Annotated in this window: 22 protein-coding genes, 1 tRNA gene and 1 pseudogene; 14 read left to right on the top strand and 10 right to left on the bottom strand. The window is 61.2% G+C overall.

Going from position 1 to position 20,593, the window contains the following annotated elements; genetic code table 11:
• Positions 1 to 82: 82 nt before the first annotated feature.
• The 12 genes and pseudogenes from NKJ40_RS14420 to NKJ40_RS14475 all read left to right on the top strand — a co-directional run.
• Positions 83 to 328: a YMGG-like glycine zipper-containing protein gene (locus tag NKJ40_RS14420; RefSeq protein ID WP_292658193.1), complete on the top strand. Its 246-nt coding sequence runs from the start codon at positions 83 to 85 to the stop codon at positions 326 to 328.
• A 23-nt stretch (positions 329 to 351) separates the two neighbouring features.
• Positions 352 to 699 (top strand): EF-hand domain-containing protein, encoded by a 348-nt coding sequence (locus NKJ40_RS14425; protein WP_352466591.1) that lies wholly within the window; start codon positions 352 to 354, stop codon positions 697 to 699.
• Between the two features lie 51 nt (positions 700 to 750).
• Complete coding sequence (locus tag NKJ40_RS14430) at positions 751 to 1,161, top strand: hypothetical protein (RefSeq protein WP_352466592.1); 411 nt, start codon at positions 751 to 753, stop codon at positions 1,159 to 1,161.
• Between the two features lie 37 nt (positions 1,162 to 1,198).
• Positions 1,199 to 1,633, top strand: a complete 435-nt coding sequence (locus NKJ40_RS14435; protein WP_352466593.1) for a hypothetical protein — start codon at positions 1,199 to 1,201, stop codon at positions 1,631 to 1,633.
• Between the two features lie 61 nt (positions 1,634 to 1,694).
• Positions 1,695 to 2,213: a hypothetical protein gene (locus tag NKJ40_RS14440; RefSeq protein WP_352466594.1), complete on the top strand. Its 519-nt coding sequence runs from the start codon at positions 1,695 to 1,697 to the stop codon at positions 2,211 to 2,213.
• A gap of 212 nt (positions 2,214 to 2,425) precedes the next feature.
• Complete coding sequence (locus NKJ40_RS14445; RefSeq protein ID WP_352466595.1) at positions 2,426 to 3,403, top strand: PDZ domain-containing protein; 978 nt, start codon at positions 2,426 to 2,428, stop codon at positions 3,401 to 3,403.
• A gap of 39 nt (positions 3,404 to 3,442) precedes the next feature.
• The gene (locus NKJ40_RS14450; RefSeq protein ID WP_352466596.1) at positions 3,443 to 5,752 is read left to right on the top strand and encodes a lysozyme inhibitor LprI family protein; all 2,310 of its coding nucleotides are present in this window, start codon (positions 3,443 to 3,445) and stop codon (positions 5,750 to 5,752) included.
• A 17-nt stretch (positions 5,753 to 5,769) separates the two neighbouring features.
• Positions 5,770 to 6,186: a lysozyme inhibitor LprI family protein gene (locus NKJ40_RS14455; RefSeq protein WP_352466597.1), complete on the top strand. Its 417-nt coding sequence runs from the start codon at positions 5,770 to 5,772 to the stop codon at positions 6,184 to 6,186.
• 15 nt (positions 6,187 to 6,201) lie between these two features.
• The gene (locus NKJ40_RS14460) at positions 6,202 to 7,056 is read left to right on the top strand and encodes an RICIN domain-containing protein (RefSeq protein ID WP_352466598.1); all 855 of its coding nucleotides are present in this window, start codon (positions 6,202 to 6,204) and stop codon (positions 7,054 to 7,056) included.
• Complete coding sequence (locus NKJ40_RS14465; RefSeq protein WP_352466599.1) at positions 7,002 to 8,084, top strand: M60 family metallopeptidase; 1,083 nt, start codon at positions 7,002 to 7,004, stop codon at positions 8,082 to 8,084. The genes NKJ40_RS14460 and NKJ40_RS14465 overlap by 55 nt, the downstream gene beginning before the upstream one ends.
• Positions 8,085 to 8,177: 93 nt before the next feature.
• Entirely contained in the window at positions 8,178 to 8,678 is a 501-nt protein-coding gene (locus NKJ40_RS14470; protein ID WP_352466600.1) for a hypothetical protein, read from the top strand.
• Positions 8,679 to 8,806: 128 nt separating this feature from the next.
• A pseudogene (locus tag NKJ40_RS14475) lies at positions 8,807 to 9,109 on the top strand (DUF4087 domain-containing protein); the annotation flags it as partial.
• A gap of 160 nt (positions 9,110 to 9,269) precedes the next feature.
• On the opposite strand, the gene NKJ40_RS14480 reads toward NKJ40_RS14475, so the two are convergent.
• The 9 genes from NKJ40_RS14480 to NKJ40_RS14520 all read right to left on the bottom strand — a co-directional run bounded on the left by NKJ40_RS14480 (position 9,270) and on the right by NKJ40_RS14520 (position 17,931).
• A tRNA-Leu gene (locus NKJ40_RS14480) sits at positions 9,270 to 9,354 on the bottom strand.
• A 73-nt stretch (positions 9,355 to 9,427) separates the two neighbouring features.
• The gene (locus NKJ40_RS14485; RefSeq protein WP_352466601.1) at positions 9,428 to 10,048 is read right to left on the bottom strand and encodes a 2,3-bisphosphoglycerate-dependent phosphoglycerate mutase; all 621 of its coding nucleotides are present in this window, start codon (positions 10,046 to 10,048) and stop codon (positions 9,428 to 9,430) included.
• Positions 10,049 to 10,089: 41 nt separating this feature from the next.
• Positions 10,090 to 10,923 carry a 4-hydroxy-tetrahydrodipicolinate reductase gene (dapB, locus tag NKJ40_RS14490; RefSeq protein WP_352466602.1) on the bottom strand — a complete coding sequence of 278 codons (834 nt, stop codon included), beginning with the start codon at positions 10,921 to 10,923 and terminating at the stop codon, positions 10,090 to 10,092.
• Positions 10,920 to 12,779 (bottom strand): ABC transporter ATP-binding protein, encoded by a 1,860-nt coding sequence (locus tag NKJ40_RS14495; RefSeq protein ID WP_352466603.1) that lies wholly within the window; start codon positions 12,777 to 12,779, stop codon positions 10,920 to 10,922. The genes dapB and NKJ40_RS14495 overlap by 4 nt, the downstream gene beginning before the upstream one ends.
• Before the next feature lie 119 nt (positions 12,780 to 12,898).
• Complete coding sequence (locus NKJ40_RS14500) at positions 12,899 to 13,924, bottom strand: glucokinase (RefSeq protein WP_352466604.1); 1,026 nt, start codon at positions 13,922 to 13,924, stop codon at positions 12,899 to 12,901.
• A gap of 120 nt (positions 13,925 to 14,044) precedes the next feature.
• Positions 14,045 to 15,139, bottom strand: coding sequence for a penicillin-insensitive murein endopeptidase (gene mepA, locus NKJ40_RS14505; protein ID WP_352466605.1), 1,095 nt, complete (start codon positions 15,137 to 15,139; stop codon positions 14,045 to 14,047).
• 56 nt (positions 15,140 to 15,195) lie between these two features.
• On the bottom strand, positions 15,196 to 16,101 hold the full coding sequence (locus NKJ40_RS14510; protein WP_352466606.1) for an SDR family oxidoreductase: 906 nt from the start codon (positions 16,099 to 16,101) through the stop codon (positions 15,196 to 15,198).
• Positions 16,098 to 17,258 (bottom strand): tRNA epoxyqueuosine(34) reductase QueG, encoded by a 1,161-nt coding sequence (queG, locus tag NKJ40_RS14515; protein WP_352466607.1) that lies wholly within the window; start codon positions 17,256 to 17,258, stop codon positions 16,098 to 16,100. Before queG ends, NKJ40_RS14510 begins: the two co-directional genes overlap by 4 nt.
• On the bottom strand, positions 17,239 to 17,931 hold the full coding sequence (locus NKJ40_RS14520; RefSeq protein ID WP_023678968.1) for a glutathione S-transferase family protein: 693 nt from the start codon (positions 17,929 to 17,931) through the stop codon (positions 17,239 to 17,241). Before NKJ40_RS14520 ends, queG begins: the two co-directional genes overlap by 20 nt.
• Before the next feature lie 160 nt (positions 17,932 to 18,091).
• On the opposite strand from NKJ40_RS14520, the gene NKJ40_RS14525 reads away from it, so the two are divergent.
• Positions 18,092 to 18,898, top strand: a complete 807-nt coding sequence (locus NKJ40_RS14525) for an undecaprenyl-diphosphate phosphatase (RefSeq protein ID WP_352466608.1) — start codon at positions 18,092 to 18,094, stop codon at positions 18,896 to 18,898.
• A 93-nt stretch (positions 18,899 to 18,991) separates the two neighbouring features.
• Positions 18,992 to 20,242, top strand: coding sequence for a flavin-containing monooxygenase (locus NKJ40_RS14530; RefSeq protein WP_352466609.1), 1,251 nt, complete (start codon positions 18,992 to 18,994; stop codon positions 20,240 to 20,242).
• Between the two features lie 58 nt (positions 20,243 to 20,300).
• On the opposite strand, the gene NKJ40_RS14535 is transcribed toward NKJ40_RS14530, so the two are convergent.
• The gene (locus NKJ40_RS14535) at positions 20,301 to 20,585 is read right to left on the bottom strand and encodes a PDDEXK family nuclease (protein WP_352466614.1); all 285 of its coding nucleotides are present in this window, start codon (positions 20,583 to 20,585) and stop codon (positions 20,301 to 20,303) included.
• Positions 20,586 to 20,593: the final 8 nt, after the last annotated feature.

Here is a 20,593-nt window from a genome sequence, read left to right on the forward strand (position 1 = left end):
GGCCACGGTCTGGCTCTTTCGAGGCCGGCGAAGCTCTGTCCTCCGCGGATGGCACCAATCAGCAATCAGATCAGGAAAAGCGATGAGGAAATCAACCTTGGCAATCGTGCTCGCGGGCACTTTCGCGCTTACGGCGTGCCAGTCGTCATCCAACCCGGAAGTTCAGGCGCGCAACAGCGAGTTCGGCTGCATCGCCGGTACTGTCGGTGGCGCGATCGTGGGCGGCCTGATCGGCAGCACCATTGGTGGTGGAACCGGACGTGTGATCGGTTCCGCGATTGGCATCGGCGGTGGTGGCTACCTCGGCAATCGTCTTGCCTGCGGCTGAGACGAGAAGAAAGGGACAAGACAATGAAATCCATAATCGCGACCACGGCTTCCTTGCTCCTGCTTTGCGCCGGCGCGGCCACGGCACAGCAGTCCATGTACGAGGGTCACCAAGACCAACTTGATACCGATGACAACGGCGCGGTGAACCGACAGGAGTATCAGGCCTTCATGACCAGGGCCTTCGAAAAGCTGGACGCCGATAATAACGGCGCTCTCAGCCAAGCCGAAACCGCCGACGTCCTGAACGCCGATCAGTTCGCAGCGACCGATGCGAACGGGAACGGCCGTGTCAGTCGGGACGAATTCATAAACCGGGTGATGAAGGACTTCGCGGCGGCCGATACGAGCGGGGACCGCCGCCTGCAATAGTCTTCGGATACGAACGATCCCCCAGCCGCCAGGCAGTCGGAGGAATGAACCATGAAATTCGTAATCTATGCGACCCTGGCCACTGCTTTGATGGCGATCGCCGGATGTACCACCGACGACGGCTACGATGGCTGCCGCGGGTCGGGCTGCATGGTTGATCGGTCTCATAAACGGGACCGAAAGATTGATGACCGGCCGCAGTTCGACAGGAATGGCAATCCCAACTTCGATACGCGGGGCCGTTACATCGGCTGCCGTGGGCTGGGGTGTAAAGTCGACGATCCTGATGACGGGGATCAAAGCATCGACGACAGACCGCAGTACGACAAGGAAGGCAATCCCAACTTCGATACCCAAGGCAACTACCAGGGCTGCCGCGGCATCGGCTGCGAGGTCGATGCGCCAGACGATGACAGGTCATCGGACGACGATAGTTCATCGGGCGATGACGATTCCGATTGATGGCCCCTGCAACGAACAAGGAAGAGGATAGCCACTCATGTCTGAATTGAACGGTCTCATCCGTCGGCCTGCCAAAATCGTCATGGTCGGCCTTGCGGGGCTGGGAATGACGCTGACGTCCGCTTTCGCCGCGAATAGCGCCTGTGACGGTGTAAAGGTCGAAGTGACGAAGGCGCGCAAGCAGGAGTATGCCCCTCTCGTCGTCTCCGCGTTGGACAAAAAGTTCAAGCTCGCTCAGGCGAAGTTCATCACGATCATGGAGAGCGGCAGTTGGAGTGCCGCCTACGTCTCCACGCCGGTGAGCGATGACGGCGTGATGTTCTTCCAGACAGTCAACGGAAAGAAGCAGTTTCGCGACGTATGGGGCGGCTATGCCGACCCATCGGAAAAGCCTGAACTCGTATCCTGGGCAAAGAAACTCGGAGCGCCGCAAGACCTGGCAAAGTGTTTTGCCGACGAAGTTACGGAATGACGGTGATGATCGCTGGCGATCGCCGCGGTGGCGCCGGCATAGCAAATGGCATCGAAAAGGCATGGATCAGCAGAAACTGATCAAGGACTGCATGACCGTCAAGGGTTCACACATCGAGGAGATTCGAACAATGGCCAGAAGACACGCTTTTCTCTTTGCGTTGGGGATGATCTCAGCAATCAGCACCGGATCAGCGTCCGCGCAATCGGCTGCGGAGGTGAACGGCAACCTGGACACGCTGTTCGGAAGTCATGCTCCGTACCAGACCTTCTTCGACAAGTTGAAAAAAGCGGTCGGTTCCGATGACAAGGCGACCGTTGCCGCATTGGTCGCCTATCCGTTCCAGGCCCGCATCAAGGGAAAGGCCCTGAAGATCAAGGATCAGAAGCAGTTCTTGACCGATTGCGACCAGATTATCACCCCGAAGGTGAAGGGTGCTGTGACCAAGCAAACCTACGCGACGCTTTTTGCGAACTGGCAGGGCGTTTCCATCGGCGATGGAGAAATCTGGTTCAGCGGCATTTGCAGCAACCAAGCCTGCGAACAGCAGACGATCAGGATCACCGCCATTAACGACTGATGTCGATAGAGGAAGGAAGGCCGGTGTTCATTTCCCGCAACAGGGTTCAGCCCTTCACGACGATCAGAAAGGCGGGGCCTCGATCTCGACATGACTGAGACCGCAGCCTTGGGCGTCTCCTATCGGGGCCAGTTGGGCGTCCACGAGAACGGCTTCAACCCAAGCTCGACGTCTTGTTCTAGCCACCGGCGCCTGCGGAAGGATGTAGAAAAATGCTCGCTCTTCGAAAATCCAGACTGATCGTGCAGTTCGCCCGTGCGTTGGCAACTTCAGTGAAAATGGTGGCTGTCGTCAGCGTTGCCGTCCCGCAGACGATCAATATTGCCTATGCCAGCAAGTATGATCTGCCGAAACCCTATGTCTCCAGGGCTCTTGATGCGGTTCTGATACCGATCGATCATGCCTCTCGCCACCGCTACCAGATCCCGCCCAAACTTCGCGGGGTGTATGTCTTGGCCGTTTCACCGCACGGCGTCGCCGCACGGCAAGGCATCCGGCCGGGTGACGTGCTTGCCACAGTGCGGCATCAACCGATTTCGACGCCGACCGATGTCGACAGACTCGTTTGGGCCGCTCTTGCCGTGAGCGCCACCAGTTTCCTGTTTGGCGTGAACCGCGGGACAGAAGTCGCAGATGTCGTCGAGGTCAACACCAACATCACCGTCAACAACTTCAACACCAACGTCTCGATCAACAATATCTCGCAATGGACGAGCGTCGACAATCGAGAGGAGTGGACGCAGATCGTCGATCAGTATGACGACGAGATGGAGACAAGTCTCAATGACACGAGCTATCGCGAAGACGACTCGCAGCCCGGCGACAGCAGTCCAGACGCCAACGCGACTTCCGATGCGGATGACGATTCCAACGATAACGACGCGGACACCGATGGCGATAGCTCGGACGACAGCACCGACGACGACAGTTCCAATGATCAGAACGATTCGAGCGATCAGAACGATGGCGATGACGACAACAACACCGACGATGATAGCTCGGATGACAATACCGACGACAATAATTCCGGTGATCAGGACGGTTCGACCGATCAGAACGACGATGAAGACTCAACGGCCGGTGATGATGACCAAGATAGCACCGACACCGACGACGATAGCACGAATGACGATGCGTCGGATGACAGTACCGACGACGCTGACGGATCGGATGATGACGATGCCAACTAGCAGCCGACCGGGCCGGCGGTTCTAAACAGAGGGCAACCGATGAAGACCGCGATGCTGACCGCTGCCATGGTTCTGGCCATGCCGGGTTTCGCATTTGCCCAGGACAAGTGCGCCGCCAAGGATCAGGCCGCCCCGAACGCGTGCGCCGATGCCGCGTCCAGGAAATCCGACAACAAGCTCAACGAGCTTTACCAGCAGATCGAAGCCCGCATGGAGGACGATGCGGATACCAAGGCGCTTCTCGTTCAAGCACAGCGCGATTGGGTCAAATTTCGCGACGCGGAGTGCAGTTTCCAGACCGCGGGAGCGGCTGGAGGAAGCGTAGCTCCAACGCTCATTGCGAGTTGCTTGGACAGCCTGACGCAATCCCGGGTCAAGGACTTCGAGGCTTACCTGAAATGCCAGGAAGGCGATCCGAGCTGCCCCGGTCCGGCAGCGAACACATCACCTGCCGTACCTGCCGTGGCCGATGAGAACGGCCAGACCGGCCTTGCCCAGGCTGCCGACCCGATGCCCATTCCATTGCAACATGTCAGGGACTACGGAACCGACAGTGATGAAGTCATCTATCACAAACTCGGGATCGTGGTGGGCATCAATGGTGCCAAGCCTCGTCTGTACGAATTCGACACCGGGTCGGATGAGTTCAACGCGGAGATCGATTCGAGTGTCCCCGGCATAAAGCCGGTGCCCGGCAGCAAGCCTGAAATGTACCCCTATGGAGACGGCACCTATGGCGATTGGGTACAACAGGTCCGTTTCGACAGCCTGTCCTATTACGATCCGGATGATCCCTCAAAGCCTGTCGTAACCCTCGACGGCGGCTTTGGCGCTGCTCGGGTGGTGGATTACGTCTACACCAAGGGTTTCGGCGACCTCGAGGATTTGAAATTGACGCAAAAGCCCGTGGGCTACCATGGCGATACGCCGGTCTATGCGGATCTTAATGCTCGCGAGAGCATGCAGAACGGCGAACCCGGTGGTTCGACGACGTTTTGCGGCATCTTTGGAGCTGGCGATTTTATCTTTGCAGGAGACCAGACCACTGCCCCCGGCAGTCAAACCCAAAGCGGCTATGTGGTCTCCGCCAATGCAAATCTTGGAAAAAAGAAGACCACACCGGGCTGCGTTCCCTGCCTAACGCTGAATTTGTCCCCCAGTCTGAGGTCTCAGTTCACGGCCCTGACCCCGTGGGGCAAGCTGGACTACAAAGACGCTCAGAGGAAATTTCCACGATCAGGCGCGAACGCATCCAATGAGTTAGAAGGGTCTTACCGTTATACAATTTCTTTTGATCATAAGGGAAAGAAGCAATCGGTTGATTTCAGTGGGCCTGTTTTATTGGATACAGGAACGTCGACCTTTGTCTCCATTACCTCAGAAGAAGTTTTAAATAAGCTTCGATCGAGAGGATTCGAGCTTAATGAATATAATTCAACTATAAGCAATTTTAAGTTTTTGGGATTTGAAGATAGTTTCAACAACAATGAATACAGCGACATCGTTATCGATCGCCAAAGCAATGAGGGTGACGGCAATGGAGTTACTGTCGGCATACCCTTCTTTCAGTCCAACTCCGTAATGTATGATCTGGAAAACAGGACGACCGCATATTCACCCTATTTTGTCAGCGCTGCTAACTTCACGACAGACGCGGCTGCCGAGGATCAAGTGCAGCTGAATCGCGCGACCAGCGCTGCTGGAAGCAAAGGATGGCTCGGACTAGCCGGCATCATCTCCGGCGCCGGCGACTTCACGATCGAGAAGGACGCCGACGTGCGCATGACCGGGGCCAATACCTACACCGGCACAACCCATATCGCGGCCGATGGGTATCTTACTCTGGCCGGGCCGGGCAGCATTGAGCATTCCTCGCGCGTCATGGTCGACGGTGTGCTCAACATCGATCAGAAAGGAAACCACCTGAAGCCCTGGGGAGTGGCGCACTCCATGAACGATACGGCCATTCGCAACCTTAGCGGTAAAGGCAATGTCTATCTGGGTGCGGGCAGACTGATCCTGACAGAAGCCAACGGGCAATTTGATGGCACCATAGCGGACTTTGATGACGCCGGCGGCATGAGCGGCGGCCTCGTTGTCGCCGGCGGCAAGCTGACGCTGAGCGGCAGGAACAACTATTCCGGCGTGACGGAAGTCGCGTCAGGGGCGCAGTTGCGCGTGACCGGCTCTTTGACCGGTGACATTTCCGTCTCGGGATTGCTTGTCGTTGACGGGGAGGTCTCCGGCAAAGTCACGGTCAAGGAAGGCGGCAGGCTGACCGGCTTAGGAAAGCTCGGCAGCGTCATGGTCGCCGAAGGTGGCAAAGCTGATCCAATGAAAACCAGATAATCGGGAAAGGGAAATCGATGAAAACCGCAATTCTGACTGCTGCCGTGGTTCTGGCCATGCCGACTTTTGCCTTTGCCCAGGACAAGTGCTACGCCGCTGCCAAGGATCAGGCCTCCCTGAACGCGTGCGCCGATGCCGCGCTCAAGAAATCCGACAAGAAGCTGAATGAGCTTTACCAACAGATCGAAGCCCGCCTGAAGGGTGACGCGGATACCAAGAAGCTTCTCGTCCAGGCACAACGGGATTGGGACAAATTTCGCGACGCCGAGTGCAGTTTCCAGACCGCGGGAGCTGCCGGAGGAAGCGTAATGCCGATGCTCACCGCGCAGTGCATGGACAGCCTGGCGCAATCCCGGGTCAAAGCCTTCGAGGGTTACCTGAAATGCGGCAAGCAGGGGGATCCGATGAGTTGTCCCGTCCCGGCCGCGAATTGACACGTCGGTGTCGGGATGAAGACCTTCATCGTATCTGGAGCGCACTTGATAGCCGGGCTCTTGCTGGCGGCAATTGTTACGGCCACAGGTGCCGCTGAGATCCCCAACGGGGACTATTACATCGTCGCGAAGCATTCCTACAAAGCGCTCACCGCCTTTGAAGACAGGCATGGCGAGATCGTGCTTGGTCAGTCCGCTCGCAAACCCAAGGATGGTCCCGCGCAGCTGTGGACCATCACCAGGGCGACCGGAGAAACGAACGGCGCAACCTATCAAATCCGGTCTCGACGATACGGAACGTATCTTGCCGGGGGCGACGAAGACGAAAACGGGAATACGAGTGTCGTCCTCAAGGACGAGCAGTCCGCTGAGGGGCAGGCATGGCGCTTCAAGCCGCATCTGAACAGCTACGGCATCGAGCTGGATGACAGCGGCACGACGCTCAACGTCAGGGCCAATGAACGTGCGGACGACGCTCGGATCATCGTCTATGACGCCAGCCTGGACGACAATGCCCAGTGGTTGCTTTATCCGGCCGGCAATGGCGACCGACCGGCAACGGCGTCGGCAGCGGTGTCGGAATTCGACAACCTGAACAAACGCTATCGCCTCGCTCCGATGCCTGCAGCCACACCCGAGGCCAATAGGCTGAGACGCACGAAGCTGATGGACGATCAGCCAAGCGGTGTGTTCGTGAAAAAGGGAGAGGCAGTATCGGTTACGGCCGAAGGCCTGCCGCCTTCCCCCGACGGCTTGATGATCATGATCGGCCCGATTAACAGCTTCTATGACGAAAGACCCAGGATGACCCGCAATTGGTCATTGCCAAGGAAGGGCGCACCGACTTCACGGCGAAGCGCGACGGGCTGATCTATTTCCGCTACGCCTACAGCGGCTTCAGTGCGGCTCTGCCTCCGATCGACGTGGCAATCGTGCGCGGCGGCAGTTCGATCCCCCTCTACGTCAAGGGAAAAACAAGCTTCGAAGACTGGCGTAAAATGCTCACCGACATGCCCGGTGCGCCATTCGTCGAGATGATAAGCGAGCGTGTTGCCATCACCGCGACCCGCAAAGTCTATATGAGGGCGCCTCAGGACGACCCTGCGGAAATTCTCGACACCCTCGAGCAAATTCTAGGCTGGTACGATGCGCTATCCGGCCTCGACGGTTCCTCCAAACTTCATCGGGCATCCCGTTTGCGCATGCACTATCAGCAGGACACGGTGACACCGGCGAAGGTCTTCGATGACGGCATATACATGTACGCAGGCAACTATTTTATAGGTGTCCCCGGCAGCAACATGGGTGATTTGCTGGACGTGAATAAGCTGCGGCAAGCGTGGTCGATCTGGCATGAAACCGGCCATATGTACCAGCAGCAAGATTGGACCTGGGGCGAGATTGTAGAAACTACGGTCAATATCTACTCGCTCAACGCCCAGGCACATTTTGGCCATCCGTCCCGCTTGAAAGAGCGCGATGACTCTACTGGCAAGACGCCGCTGGATCTGGCGGCGCGATATCTGGCGCGGAAGACGCGCGATTTCGACAATGAAAAACAGATGCGTGTCAGCGCGGATGACGACGATGAGCTTTGGGCGCGGCTGGTCATGTTCGATCAATTGCGCCGGGGTCTCGGCGAGGATTTCTATCCGAAGCTTCACCGATATTATCGCGAGCATCCACTGGATGATGCCAATGAGCAGGATGCGGTCAAGGTACAAACCTTCATCCTGCGTGCCAGTACGGTCGCAAATCAGGACCTGACCCGGTTCTTTTCCGATTGGGGGCTGCACATCGAGCAGGAAACCGCCGACCGATTAAAGCGTTTGAACCTGCCTCCAGCAGATTCTCAACTGTCGCGCGTTGCTCTGAATGTTGCATCGCGAGGAAATTGAATGATTCAGCCGGCGGCGAGCGCGATGTCGGCATCTGACATGAAGCGTGCGCGGGGCATCATCATTGAATGAGGGACCCGAAGGAGGTGGATTGTGAAACGCTACAGATCACTGCCCGCAGTAACGATTGCAGCATCTGCGCTGTTGGCATGTGCTGTGCCGGCGACAGCCCAGGGCGACCTTGGCTTCGACGTCAACGTCACGCTGTCCAAAAAAGCAGCCGCCAAGCTCGCGGCTGAAAAGGAAGGGATCGTTGTCCTCGCCTCCTATTACGGCGACCCGAAGCGAAGCGCCGAGAAGCATGCCAACGAAGTCGGCCAGATCGATCTCACGCCGCAGGACGAAGAGGTCGAGATAGCGGGCACAGCGGGCCACGCCCGCATCAGCGGCACAAAGGTAGACACGAAGCGTCTCGACTGGCTTGCCGGCCCTCCCGAGGTCAACGTCAACGTTGCGTCGGCGCGCAAGAGCAGTCCGGACAATCTGCTCAGCTGCGATTTCATCGACGGTCCACTTAGCGACGTCCAAAAGCAGCCTGTGACGCTTCATTGCGGATTGATCGAAGAAAATGTGGACACGAAGTTGAGGCCATAAGGCTTGCAAAATCATGCCGCCTCGTTACCGGCGTCAACGCGGATTATCTGCAGCATGAACTGCTTTACTCAAGGGAGGTGAAGATTCTCATGCGCCCATTGTTCGCAATCTGTTTCTGCCTGGCCACCATGTCCTTGCCTGCTGCCGCCCATGCCGAGCGCCGTTGTGGCTGGTACTCCAGCCCGACACCCGGCAACCTCGTCCTGACCGACAGTGACGGGGATTGGTGGATCCAGATGCAGGGACGGCCGGATCCCAAAGGCATCGACAATGTGCCGGCCTTTGACGAGCGGCAATTCGTCGAGACCAATGTGCCTGGTTCGGGCCACGGCTACGGATGCGCGTGCATGACCGTCGTAACCAACGCCAAGCAACAGAAGATCACCAGAGTGATCTCGGGCCAAATCCTTCCGCTGCTGCGCTGTCGCAATGACAGATCGCTGCCTAACCCGGACGGGTATTCGTTAGATATCTTGTGGATGCCATGGGCGACGGTGGGCAGCCTAGGGCATTGGATCAAGAAAAAGCCCGGCAAAACCGGGGCTTTTTCTTGGGTCTCCGAACCCTGTCAAAAAGTTCGAAACGGGAATTTGGTGCCCAGAAGAGGACTCGAACCTCCACTCCTTGCGGAACACGGACCTGAACCGTGCGCGTCTACCAATTCCGCCATCTGGGCTGGTGCGCGCTCATTAAGCGGGCGAGGGATGAGTGTCAACGCGCTTTTTTGAAAGCCGCGTTGCTTCTCCGGCTCAATGCTCCAGCACTTCCTTCGACGCCACCGTGGAATCGGCGTTGAGCGTGTAGATGACCGGCACGCCGGTGCCGAGTTCGAGCTTGACGATCTCCTCGCCCGATTTGCCGTCCAGCGCCATGATCAGCGCGCGCAGCGAATTGCCGTGTGCCGCCACCAGCACCGTGCCGCCGCGCAGCACATGCGGCTGCAGATCGTGCAGGTAATAGGGCCAGACGCGCGCGCCGGTGTCCTTCAGGCTTTCCCCGCCGGGCGGCGGCACGTCGTAGGAGCGGCGCCAGACATGCACCTGCTCCTCACCCCATTTCTTGCGCGCATCATCCTTGTTGAGGCCGGACAGATCGCCATAGTCGCGCTCGTTCAGCGCCTGGTCGCGAATGGTCTCGAGGTCGCTCTGGCCGACGGCGTCAAGAATATGCTGGCAGGTCTTCTGCGCCCGGATCAGCGACGACGTGAAGGCGATGTCGAATTTCATGCCGCGCGCCCTGAGCTTGGCGCCGGCTTGCTTGGCCTCGGCATGGCCCAGTTCGGTCAGATCGACGTCGCGCCAGCCGGTAAAAAGATTCTTCAGGTTCCATTCGCTCTGGCCGTGGCGCACGAGCACGAGAGTTCTCGACATATTTGCTCCTTCAAATTTTGTGGATCAGCCAAATCTGTGGATCAGCTTGTCAGGCCGAGCACGTCCCGCATCGAATACAGGCCCGGCTTGCGGCCGCGCGCCCACAGGGCTGCCTTGACCGCGCCGCGGGCAAAGATCGCCCGGTCTTCGGCGTAGTGGGCGAGCGTGATGCGCTCGCCGGTACCGGCCAGCACCACACTATGATCGCCGACCACCGAGCCGCCACGCAAGCTGGCGAAACCGATCGAGCCTGCCTTGCGCACGCCGGTATGGCCGTCGCGCACGCGAACATCGTTGCCGGCAAGTGCTACGCCGCGCCCGGCGGCGGCGGCCTCGCCGAGCAGCAGCGCCGTGCCCGACGGCGCATCGACCTTGTGCCGGTGATGCATTTCCAGGATCTCGATGTCGAAATCGTCAGCATCGAGCGCGCGCGCGGCCTGCTCAACCAGCACCGCCAGCAGATTGACGCCGAGGCTCATATTGCCTGACTTGACCACCGTCGCGTGGCGCGCCGCCGCCGCGATCCTGGCATTGTCTTCGGCCGAGCAGCCGGTGGTGCCGATGACATGGACGATGCGCGCCTGCGCCGCGTAGCCGGCGAATTCGACAGTTGCTGCCGGCGTGGTGAAATCGAGCACGCCGCCGGCCTTGGCGAAGGCCGGCAGCGGATCGTCGCCGATCGCCACCTCGAGCCTGCCGACGCCGGCGAGCTCGCCGGCATCCTTGCCGATATGGGGCGAACCGGCCCGCTCGATCGCGCCGGCGACGCGGGCGCCCGGTATCGTGTGGATAGCGCGGATCAGCGCCTGGCCCATGCGGCCGGCCGCGCCCACCACCACCAGGCCCATTTCACTAACGGTCGAAGTGTCACTCATGAATGTCTCCCGGCCGCCTTTTTCGCGTGACCATTTTGGGTCGCAGTCTGGATTGGCTTGCCGTCATCGACAAGCCCCAGCCCTTTCCTGCCCTGCACCCGGTGGAACCGGGCATAGACGCTATGCGGGTCGGCCATCAGCAAGGCATGCGTGCCCTGTTCGACCAGCCGGCCCTGCTCCAGCACGATGATATGGTCGGCATTGACCACCGTCGACAGCCGGTGCGCGATGACAATGGTAGTGCGCCCTTCCATGACATGGGTCAGCGCCTGCTGGACGCGGGCCTCGGCCTCGTTGTCGAGCGCCGAGGTGGCTTCGTCGAGCAGCAGGATCGGCGCCTGCCGCACGATAGCGCGGGCAATCGATACGCGCTGGCGCTGGCCGCCCGACAGCGTGACGCCGTTCTCGCCGACGGGCGTGTCATAGCCTTGCGGCTGCTGGCGAATGAAATCGTCGGCCGCAGCCTGTTGGGCGGCGCGTTCAATCTCGGCGTCCGTGGCGCTCAGTCGCCCGTAGCGGATGTTGTCGCGGATGGTGCCTTCGAACAGATAAGGCTGCTGCGATACATAGGCAATCGAGCCGCGCAGCGAATGCTTGGTGACCTTTGAAATGTCCTGGCCGTCGATTTCGATGCTGCCCGACTCGACGTCGTAGAAGCGCTGCAGCAGCGCAACCAGTGTCGTCTTGCCGGCGCCCGAGGCGCCGACGATGGCGGTCACCTTGCCGGCGGCGGCGACAAAGCTCAGATCCTGCAGGACCGGTGCCTCCTCGACATAGCGGAAGGACACGTTGTTGAAGCGCACTTCGCCAGAGGTGAATTTCGCCTCGGCGGCTGCCGGCACGTCACCCTGCTGCGGCTCAAGGTCGAGAAGCTCGTAGATCATGCGCGCATTGACCAGCGATTTTTCCATGCCAACCTGCATACGCGCCAACCGCCTCGCCGGATCATAGGCAAGAAGCAGGGCGGTGATGAAGGCAAACACCGCGCCCGGCGGCTGGCCGCCGGCGGTCGCCCGGTAGCCAGAATAGGCGATGACGCCGGCGACGGCGAAGCCGGCCAGCATTTCGGAGATCGGCGTCAGCCGTTCCGAGACGCGGGCGATCTTGTTTGCCCGCTGCTCGGCGCCCGCGACGAGGCCGCCGATGCGGCGCGACAGCTCGTCTTCCAGGGTGAAGGCCTTGACGATAGCGATGCCTTGCGTCGCTTCCTGCATCGCGCCGATCAGCCGCGAGTTGATCTGCACCGATTCACGGGTGATGCGACGCACCCGGCGCATCAGATAGGTGACACTGTAGATCAAAGGCGGGCCGATCAGCAGCGACATCGCCGAGAGCATCGGGTCCTGCCAGATCATGACGCCGACCAGCGCGACAAGCGATACGGCATCGCGCGCCAGCGATGTCAGCGTCATCGACAGGAGATCGCGGATGCCGTTGACGTTCTCATTGATCTGCGCGGCGAGCCGGCCCGAGCGGGTGTCGTTGAAGAAGCTGACGCCGAGCTTCATCAGATGGTCGAAGATGCGGCGTTGATAGCGCGCCACCAGATTGTTGCCGATTTTGGCCAGCGTCACTGCCTGGCCGTAGCTGGCCAGCCCGCGCAGCATGAAGGCGGCCAGGATCGACACGCTGATCAGCGCGATAAGATCGCCGCGCTGTTGGTAGAAGATCTGATCGATGACATCCTTCATGATCCAGGCTGTGAAGGCGGTCGTCGCCGCGATCGTCACCAGGCACAGCACGGCAAGAGCATAGTACCAGCGATAATCGCGGCTGTTCTCGGCGATGATGCGGCGGATCACCGCCACGATCTCGCTGGGACGGACTTTCCCTTTGGTTGGTGCTGGAAGTGTCAAGTTGGAGCGCTTTGTGGTTTCGGTTCGGCCGGGCTGCAATTCGGCAACCTCTTAACGCTGCAATGGCGGCTTGCCTATGGCCGGGGACGGCGAAACTTCGTCGCGGCGCAGCTTATGTCCTAGACCCGCCAGCGCCGCCCCGCCGTCTGCACGCCGAACAGCGACGGATTTCTGGCATAGGCGGCCAGTCCTAAAAGCGCCGCCAGCGGATGGGTGATGACATAGACCGGCATGCTGCGCATCAGGGCGCTGTGCGGCGCCTTGTCCTCGAAGGCGGCGCGGAAATTACCGGTGCGCAGTGCCGGCAGGATTTTTTGCGCGATGCCGCCGGTGAGAAACACGCCGCCGCGGCTCATGAACACCAGAGCGAGGTCGCCGGCGGTGCGCCCCAGGCAAGTGACGAAGATCGACAGCGCTTCTTCGGCCACCGGATCGTTCTTTGCCAGCGCCGCGGCGGTGACCTCGGCAGGCGTGGTGAAGGGCGACGGCTTGCCGTCCGCCTTGGCCACCGCCCGGTAGGCATTGACCAGGCCGCGCCCGGACAGGATCTGTTCGCCGGAGATGCGGCCCTCGAGCTTCTCGATATGCGGAAACACCTGGAAATCGCGCGGCGAGCGCGGGCCGATATCCATATGGCCGCCCTCGCCGGGTACCGGTATCCAGTGATGCAGCGCATAGACCAGCCCGGCGACGCCGAGCCCCGTTCCCGGGCCGAGCACCACCCGCCCGGAATTCGGTTCCGGCGCGTCACCGCCGATCTTCTCCATATGCTCTTCGCCGAGCGCGACGACAGCCAGCGCCTGTGCCTCGAAGTCGTTGAGCACCACGACGTCGCTGAGACCGAGACTGGCAAACATCTGTCTCGGCTTGACGATCCATGGGCAATTGGTAAGCGGGATCTCGTCGCTTTCGACAGGACCGGCTACCGCCAGCACAGCTGAATTCGGCCGGACCGACGAGCGGTCGAGCACGGCCGACTGTATCGCCTCGTCTATCGTATTGAAGTTGGCGGTCTGGACGATCGTCGGCTCGCCGGCTTCGGAATTCGCGTCAAGCACGATCGAGAAGCGCGCATTGGTGCCGCCTATGTCGCCGATCAGGATCGGAAATCGCAACAGAGTGTCGTCGTCGCTTACGCCTGGCATGCTCTCGTCCGTTCCCGACGCGTATCGCCGTTCTCTCGTTGACTAGCGCATGACCGCAAAAAGGGAAATCGGTTTTCGAAGTGGAGATGCACGGATGCAGACAGCGAACACGCTGCCCCATCAGTGCCCCGGTCGTGGACGCGGCAGTGGAATGCGGATCTCGGGGGTCGCCACAAAGGCGTTCGCCGAGGCCGGAAGCGCTGCCCCGCCGGCTGCGACCGTCGGCGGCGGCGAAGGCTCTGCCGCGGGAGCAGGTACGGCCGCGATCGGCACGCCGTCGCCATAGTAGGTGACTGCTTCCGCCGAGGCCGGAGCCGGCGCGTCGAGCACGAACTGGCATTGCCTGGGCAGGTTCGCCATCGTCATCACGTCGCGTGCCTTCGGCTTGTCCGGATTCTTGTTGGGGCGCCACGGCTCCTCGGTGAACCACCAGGCCAGCGCCTGGTCGCAGCCATCGCCCGACGCCGTCGCTTCCTGCGCCTTGCAGTCGGGTGACCCAGGCTGGCAGCCGATGCGAATGTGGAAGTGGTAATCGTGGCCCCAGAACGGCCTGACCTTGCGCAACCAGCTGCGGTCGCCTTTGACCGTGTCGCAGAGCTTCTTCTTGATCCCAGGATTGACCAGGATGCGCTCTACTTCGGGATAGCTCGCGGCGCGCTTCAACAGCCGCGTATGCATCGGCGTCCACAGGCCATCCTTCACCAGATGGGTCTTTTCATCGACCATCAAGGTAGCGCTGATGTTTTCGCGCTCGTCGGTCGAAAGCGTGCGGTCGGGCATCGGCGTCAGCCAGATGTCGGCGTCGAGGCCGATCTGGTGCGAGGCATGGCCGCTCAGCATCGGCCCGCCGCGCGGTTGCGAGATGTCGCCGATCAACAGGCCCGGCCAGCCGTCGGCCGCGGCATCGCGCGATAGTTTCTCGATCATCGCGATCATCGCCGGATGGCCCCAGCGGCGGTTGCGCGACGGCCGCATCACCTCCCAATGCCGGCCGTCCAGGGGCAGGGCGACGCCGCCGGAAAAACAGCCTTTGGAATAAAAGCCAATCGATTGCGCTGCTGCGAGTGCCGGCAGCTTTTTGGCGCCGAACAGGTCTTTTGCTCGTTCCTCGGCGCTCGTCGTCTGCGCTGCAAGCGCCGTCAAGCCGGCGACCGCCAGTGCTGCCGAAAGCAGCAGCGTTTTGCCGGGCAACGCTCGCTTTAACGTCTTCCCCAAGCTGGACCCCTCCGCGATTTGAACCGCATCATACCACGCCCCGCGCAACGTATCGATCACGACCGTTTCATCGGACTGCGCGCCTCGCCCTCGCGCCAGTCGCCGCTTGCCCACATGGCATCGAGAGCCGAGCGGTAGTCAGGGAAGCGAAAGCCATAGCCGGCCGCCTTGATCGCTGCGTTGGTGACACGTTTGTTCTCGCCATAGAAAGATCGCGCCATGGGCGAAAGTTGGGCGGTCTCGAACGGAATTTCGGGCGGCGGCTCGATGCCCATCAACCTGGCGGCATAGGCGACCACGTCCTGCGGCGGCGCCGGCAGGTCGTCGGTGACGTTGAAGATGCCGCCGCGCTTGCCTTCGGCGAGATGCCAGAGCGCGCCGGCAATATCGTCGCAATGGATGCGGTTGAACACCTGGCCCGGCTTGACCAACCGCCGGGCGGTGCCGTTTTCCAGATTGACCAGGGCGTTGCGGCCTGGCCCATAAATGCCGGAAAGCCGCAGGATCGCCACCGGCCGGCCGACGTCGTGGCCCAGTTTCAGCCAATCCTGCTCGGCGGCAACCCTCATCACTGATCGCTTCGATACTGGCCGGCATTCGGCGGCCTCGTCCACCCAATTGCCGCTATGGTCGCCATAGACGCCGACGGTGGAGAGATAGGCGATCCATTCGAGCTCCGGCATGTTGGCCACGATCACCTCGCGTGCCGCGCCCAGCACCGGGTCGCCGGCCTCGTCCGGCGCGACCGAGACGACGAGATGGGTTGTCTTCCCAAGCGCATCGCCGATTTCGGAAGTCAGCGTGCCATCGAAACGCAGCGGCACGATACCGGCTTGCCGCAGCGCCGCGAATTTTTCCAGCGACCGTGTTGTACCGAAGATCGTTGTGTCGGCATCCCTGTTGCGGGCGAAGGCCTTGCCCGAATAACCGGCGCCGAAGATGAAAATCTGCTTTTTCGTCATGTATGGGCCTCGATCGGCTTTGGCAGGGCCAGAAGCCATTCGCCTCTTACCGCCTCGTCATCTTCTGCTTGCAAAGCGGCTGCGGCACGTTCGGCAAACTCCCGACCCGGCACCAGCCGCGACAGCGCCCATATCGCGGCTCCGCGAACCAGGGGCGAGGCGTCGTCGAGCAGCGCGCGGACGGCGCCGGCAAGCGACAAATCCTGGGAATTGCCGGCGGCGATCAGCACGTTGCGGATGAAACGATCGCGACCGATGCGCTTGATCGGCGAGCCCGAAAAAAGCGCGCGGAAGGCAGCGTCGTCGAGGCGCAGCAACCCGGCGAGCGAAGGTTCGCGCAAGTCCGCGCGGGCGGCAAGCTTAGCCTCGGAGGCAGCTTGGGCGAACTTGTTCCACGGACAGGCGGCCAGGCAGTCGTCGCAGCCATAGATGCGATTGCCGATCTTTTCCCGGAACTCATGTGGGATCGGCCCTTTGTTCTCGATGGTGAGGTAGGAAATGCAGCGCCGCGCATCGAGCCGATAGGGCGCCGGAAAGGCATCGGTCGGGCAGGCGTCGAGGCAGGCCCGGCAGGAGCCGCAATGATCGTCCTCCGCCGCGTCCGGCACCAGTTCGGCCGTCGTGAAGATGGTGCCGAGGAACAGCCAGGAGCCATGCGCGCGGCTGACCAGGTTGGTGTGCTTGCCTTGCCAGCCGAGGCCGGCCGACTCGGCCAGCGGCTTTTCCATCACCGGCGCGGTGTCGACAAACACTTTCACGTCACCGCCGGCGCGCGCCACGATCTTGCCGGCGATCTCCTTCAGTCGGCCTTTCATCACGTCATGGTAGTCGCGGTTCTGCGCATAGGCCGAGATCGCGCCGCGGTCGCGCTTCGCCAGCACCTCGCGTGGGTCGTGGTCGGGGCCGTAATTCATCGCCAGCACGATGATCGAGCGGACCTCCGGCCAAAGCATCGTCGGTTTGCCTCGCCGCTCGAGCGTTTCGGCAATCCAGCCCATCGAACCGTGAAAGCCGTCGGCAACGAATTCGGCCAGCCGCTCCGGCGCCTGCGGGATCGCATCGGGTGTGGTGACGGCAACGGCGTCGAAGCCGGCGTTCCGCGCCTCGCGGTCGATGAGCGCGCGCAGCTTTGCCGCGTCAGAAATCGAGGTCCGCATAATGTGACACCGGCGACAGGCCGCGCACCCGGTCGGACAGAAGCGGCCGGAACGAAGGCCGTGATTTCACCCTTGTATACCATTCGCGCGCAGCGCTGTGTTCGCGCCAGTCGATCTCGCCGAGATAGTCGAGCACCGACAGTGCCGCCGCCGCCGCGAGATCGGCATAGGTGACCTTGTTGCCGGCCAGCCAATGACGGGTGCCGGCCAGCCAGTTGGTGTATTTCATGTGCTGGCGGATATTGGCGCGGGCGGCGCGGATCGCCGCCGAATCGGGCGAGCCGCCGCCCGCCGTTTCCGGCATGACCGGCTTCAGGACGCGCTCGCGCACCAGATGCCGGGTAACCTCGCTTTCCGCCTTGTTGAGGTACCAGTCGGTCAGCCGGCGGATTTCGGCGCGCTCCATCGGATCCTCGGCGAACAGCCGCTTGTCGCGCTTGAGTACGCCGCGCGTCTCGTCGAGATATTCGGCAATGACCACTGCGCCGACGATCGGCACGTCGCCTTCGGCGAGCAGGATCGGCAGCGTGCCGGCCGGATTCAGCGCCAGGAACTCCTTGCGCCGCGTCCACGGCTTCTCTTCGATCAGCGCCAGTTCCTCGCCATACTCGCCAAAGGCGAGGCGGACGAAGCGGCAGCTGGCGAACATCGGATGGTGGAAAAGCGTCAGCATGGTCCCGCGATAATAAAGCGCACTGGCAAATCGCCGGCTGCGCCGGTAAGTCTTGGCCGCCCGATTCAGGGGCTGTCAGGGTGCTGGGACCTATAGGGGGAGTTCCGTGCCGTGACAAGCAAGCCGTTTCTCAAGCCCTCACTCCAACGCCGAGGTTGCCATGGAAAGCCAGACCGTCGTCGAAGCGCTGCTGCTCGGCATGCTCGAGGGCCTGACCGAGTTCATTCCGGTGTCTTCGACCGGTCATATCCTGCTCGCCGGCCATTTCCTCGGCTTTCATTCGACCGGAAAGGCCTTCGAAATCCTGATCCAGCTCGGCGCCATATTGGCGATCCTCAGCGTCTACTTCCGCCGTCTCTGGAAGATGCTGCTCGAACTGCCCTACGACCGGCTGACGCGGCATTTCGTCCTTGGCATCCTCATCGCATTCCTGCCTGCGGCAATCATAGGCGCGCTGGCGCATGATTTCATCAAGACGGTGCTATTCGAATCGCCGCGGCTGATCTGCATCATGCTGATCATCGGCGGTGTCATCCTGCTGTTGGTCGATCGCATGAAGCCGAAGCCGTATTACCACGATGTCGAGCGGTTTCCGACCAGGCTTTATCTGCAGATCGGGCTGTTTCAGTGCTTGTCGCTAATCCCCGGCACGTCGCGCTCGGGCTCGACGATCGTCGGCGCGCTGCTGCTCGGTGTCGACAAGCGGGCGGCGGCGGAATTCTCGTTCTTCCTTGCCATCCCGACGATGGTCGGCGCCTTCGCCTTCGACCTGTTCAAGAACCGCAATGTGCTGAGCAGTGCCGACCTGCCCATAATCACCATCGGCTTCGTCGCCGCCTTCGTCACCGCGCTAATCGTCGTGCGCTTCCTGCTCGACTACGTCTCGCGCCATGGCTATGCGCTGTTCGGCTGGTGGCGGCTGGTCGTCGGCATCGTCGGCCTGACGGGGCTGGCCATCTGGGGGTGAGCGGCGCGGATAGCGCAATCCCAGCCCGAACTCTATTCTTGCCCCAAGCCGAGCCATACGATCTTGTGGACGTATGGTTGGCAGGGGGAATGCATGAGCGAAGTTCTTGACGCCCTCGTTATTGGCGCCGGTCCGGCGGGGCTCGGCGTCAGCTATTTCTTGAAACGGCAGGGCCGCGACCACCGCGTGCTCGATCGAGGCCGGATCGGCGAGACGTGGCGAACGCAGCGGTGGAACTCGTTTCGACTGAATTCGCCCACCATTCGCTCCATCTTGCCCGGTGATTCCTACGAGGGACCCGAGCCCTGGGGCGCGATAACCCACCACGAGTTTGTCGCGTATCTCGAAGGCTATGCCGAGCGGCACCGCCTGCCGGTAAGCACCCAAACTCCGGTGCAAGAGCTGACGAGAGACGATGGGATCTTTCGCATCACCACGACGGACGGGGCGTTTCTGGCGCGCAATGTGGTGATCGCCACTGGCGACCAAAACCGGCAGGTTCGGCCACCAGGGTCGACTGACTTGCCAACCGCAATTCGCCAAGTCGATTCCTCGGCTTATCGCAACCCGGCCGAGTTCGAGAATGGCGCGGTGCTGGTGGTCGGCAGCGGCCAGTCGGGCGGGCAGATCGCCGAGGATCTGGCGCTGGCCGGACGTGTGGTCTTTTTGGCGACCAGCCGCAACGGCCGTTGGGTGCGGCGCTACCGCGGGGGCAACATACTTAAATGGCTGACGCTGTCCGGTTTTCTCGACGTTCCGCGCAAGGAACTCGTCCTCCCCTCCGGCAAGCTGCAGGCCCGCGCGCTGATCGGCGCGACCCATACGATCAGCCTGCAGTCGCTGAGTGCAAAGGGCGTGGTGCTGCTCGGCCGCTTCAGGGGTGTGGAGAATGGCAACCTCGTCTTCGGCGGCGAACTCGACGACCATATGCGATTTGCCGACGAGGTTTCGGCGAATGCTAAGCGCCTGGTTGACGAGTACATCGAGCGCACCGGCCTCGATGCGCCACTGGCCGAGGACGATCCGGATGAGACGATCGAACCGCGCTTGCCTGATCCGCCGATCCGCTCCCTCGCCTGGACGGCGAGCGGCATCAGATCAGTGATCTGGTGCACGGGCTTCACCGGCGATTTCTCATGGGTTCGGCTTCCCGGCGCGCTCGATGCAGCCGGCCAGCCCGTCCACGAGGATGGCGTCGGCGCTGTTCCAGGTCTCTTTTTCGCCGGCCTCGATTTCGGATCGACGCGGAAGTCGGGCACCATACCGGCCATTCCAGAGGAGGCGGCCGCCGTCGTGGAGCGACTTGTCCAAGCGGGAGCCGACTTGCCACGGAACGACGTCTAAAAACGAGCCGTCGAACGCGGGTTCTTGAACGTGCAAGAACATGACAGCTCTGGCGCGATCAAGACGACGCACGCTGCCTTTTGTCGAAGCGCACCGACAATTTTCCGTAGTCCGATTGGTGCGACAGCCAGAAATCGGCGGCACCTTCGATACGGCGCTCCGATTCGGCGGCCTTGACCTCGGCTGGTCGTCGTCGAGCTGACAGCACTGGCCATATGGGATGAGCCGGTGCAGTCGTTCGGAATAGTCGACCTAAAGCGGTTCCCCCTTTGACGGAATCAAAGGGGATTCCAGATTTATCTGTTTTGTGATTCAAGATGCTGGCTGGAGTGGAGGCCAGCATCGGATGAC

The sequence above is a fragment of the Mesorhizobium sp. M0119 genome (assembly GCF_040322615.1).
Lineage (GTDB): Bacteria > Pseudomonadota > Alphaproteobacteria > Rhizobiales > Rhizobiaceae > Mesorhizobium.

Coding starts and splice junctions, on each gene's coding strand:
- NKJ40_RS14420 (WP_292658193.1), top strand. CDS start 83: ATGAGGAAATCAACCTTGGCAATCGTGCTCGCGGGCACTTTCGCGCTT.
- NKJ40_RS14425 (WP_352466591.1), top strand. CDS start 352: ATGAAATCCATAATCGCGACCACGGCTTCCTTGCTCCTGCTTTGCGCC.
- NKJ40_RS14430 (WP_352466592.1), top strand. CDS start 751: ATGAAATTCGTAATCTATGCGACCCTGGCCACTGCTTTGATGGCGATC.
- NKJ40_RS14435 (WP_352466593.1), top strand. CDS start 1,199: ATGTCTGAATTGAACGGTCTCATCCGTCGGCCTGCCAAAATCGTCATG.
- NKJ40_RS14440 (WP_352466594.1), top strand. CDS start 1,695: ATGGATCAGCAGAAACTGATCAAGGACTGCATGACCGTCAAGGGTTCA.
- NKJ40_RS14445 (WP_352466595.1), top strand. CDS start 2,426: ATGCTCGCTCTTCGAAAATCCAGACTGATCGTGCAGTTCGCCCGTGCG.
- NKJ40_RS14450 (WP_352466596.1), top strand. CDS start 3,443: ATGAAGACCGCGATGCTGACCGCTGCCATGGTTCTGGCCATGCCGGGT.
- NKJ40_RS14455 (WP_352466597.1), top strand. CDS start 5,770: ATGAAAACCGCAATTCTGACTGCTGCCGTGGTTCTGGCCATGCCGACT.
- NKJ40_RS14460 (WP_352466598.1), top strand. CDS start 6,202: ATGAAGACCTTCATCGTATCTGGAGCGCACTTGATAGCCGGGCTCTTG.
- NKJ40_RS14485 (WP_352466601.1), bottom strand. CDS start 10,048: ATGTCGAGAACTCTCGTGCTCGTGCGCCACGGCCAGAGCGAATGGAAC.
- dapB (WP_352466602.1), bottom strand. CDS start 10,923: ATGAGTGACACTTCGACCGTTAGTGAAATGGGCCTGGTGGTGGTGGGC.
- NKJ40_RS14500 (WP_352466604.1), bottom strand. CDS start 13,924: ATGCCAGGCGTAAGCGACGACGACACTCTGTTGCGATTTCCGATCCTG.
- NKJ40_RS14510 (WP_352466606.1), bottom strand. CDS start 16,101: ATGACGAAAAAGCAGATTTTCATCTTCGGCGCCGGTTATTCGGGCAAG.
- queG (WP_352466607.1), bottom strand. CDS start 17,258: ATGCGGACCTCGATTTCTGACGCGGCAAAGCTGCGCGCGCTCATCGAC.
- NKJ40_RS14520 (WP_023678968.1), bottom strand. CDS start 17,931: ATGCTGACGCTTTTCCACCATCCGATGTTCGCCAGCTGCCGCTTCGTC.
- NKJ40_RS14525 (WP_352466608.1), top strand. CDS start 18,092: ATGGAAAGCCAGACCGTCGTCGAAGCGCTGCTGCTCGGCATGCTCGAG.
- NKJ40_RS14530 (WP_352466609.1), top strand. CDS start 18,992: ATGAGCGAAGTTCTTGACGCCCTCGTTATTGGCGCCGGTCCGGCGGGG.
- NKJ40_RS14535 (WP_352466614.1), bottom strand. CDS start 20,585: ATGCTGGCCTCCACTCCAGCCAGCATCTTGAATCACAAAACAGATAAA.